Source organism: Mesorhizobium sp. M7A.F.Ca.CA.004.04.2.1, from assembly GCF_004022825.1.
GTDB lineage: Bacteria > Pseudomonadota > Alphaproteobacteria > Rhizobiales > Rhizobiaceae > Mesorhizobium.
The window spans coordinates 1-730 of record NZ_RZPH01001601.1 but is presented as its reverse complement, the minus strand read 5'-3'; the positions used below and the strand labels follow the sequence as shown (position 1 = coordinate 730).

Here is a 730-nt window from a genome sequence, read left to right as displayed (position 1 = left end):
GCGGACTGGAGACGACATTCTTCGGCCGTCCGTGCCAGAGCAATCGGGTGCTGGCCACCCTTGCCCGTCACTATGACTGCGACGTCTATCCGGCTCGCTGCATCAGGCTGCCAGGCAACCGCTTCCGGCTCGAAATCGAGGACAAGCTGACATTGCCGCGCACGGCTGACGGCAGCGTCGATGTCCACGCCACCACCCAGCGTCTCAACGATGTCGTCGAACGCTGGGTGCGAGAAGATCCCGGCCAGTGGATGTGGTTCCACAAAAGGTGGGAGATCAGCGGCGGGCGTCGAAAGCGGCCCTCGCAGGCAAAAGCGGTCCCGAACGCTTAAACGGAACTGCTGGCGAGGGTATTAGCCCTGCGCCAGCCGACAACAGCGAACCTGAATCTCTTCAGTTGGTGACGACAATGCGCGTATTGCCGAAACCGGCTTGCCGAACCATCGCATAGAAGGCGGCGGCATTGGTCGGGTGCAAGCGCACACAGCCATGCGATGCCGGGCGCCCGAGCTGCCTCACCGCGCCGGTGCCGTGAATGGCATAGCCGCCGCGGAAGAACACCGAATGAGGCATTGGCGACATGTCGTATTTGCGCGAATACCACATCCGCGCCGTCCGTTGCGGCCGATAGCTGCCGCGCGGCGTAATGTAACCTTTGCGCGCGGCGGAGACGCTCCACCGGCAAACCGACGCGCCATATCTGACGGTCATCGTCTGCGAAGACACGTCA

Annotated in this window: 1 protein-coding gene and 1 pseudogene; one reads left to right on the top strand and one right to left on the bottom strand. The window is 62.9% G+C overall.

All coding sequences use genetic code 11. The features are described from left to right. Positions 1–332: pseudogene (locus EN893_RS36405) on the top strand (lipid A biosynthesis lauroyl acyltransferase); the annotation flags it as partial. 61 nt (positions 333–393) lie between these two features. Here EN893_RS36405 and EN893_RS36400 read toward each other — a convergent pair. Continuing rightward, positions 394–730: L,D-transpeptidase (locus tag EN893_RS36400; RefSeq protein ID WP_164901516.1), on the bottom strand; the 337-nt coding region annotated here is incomplete at its 5' end.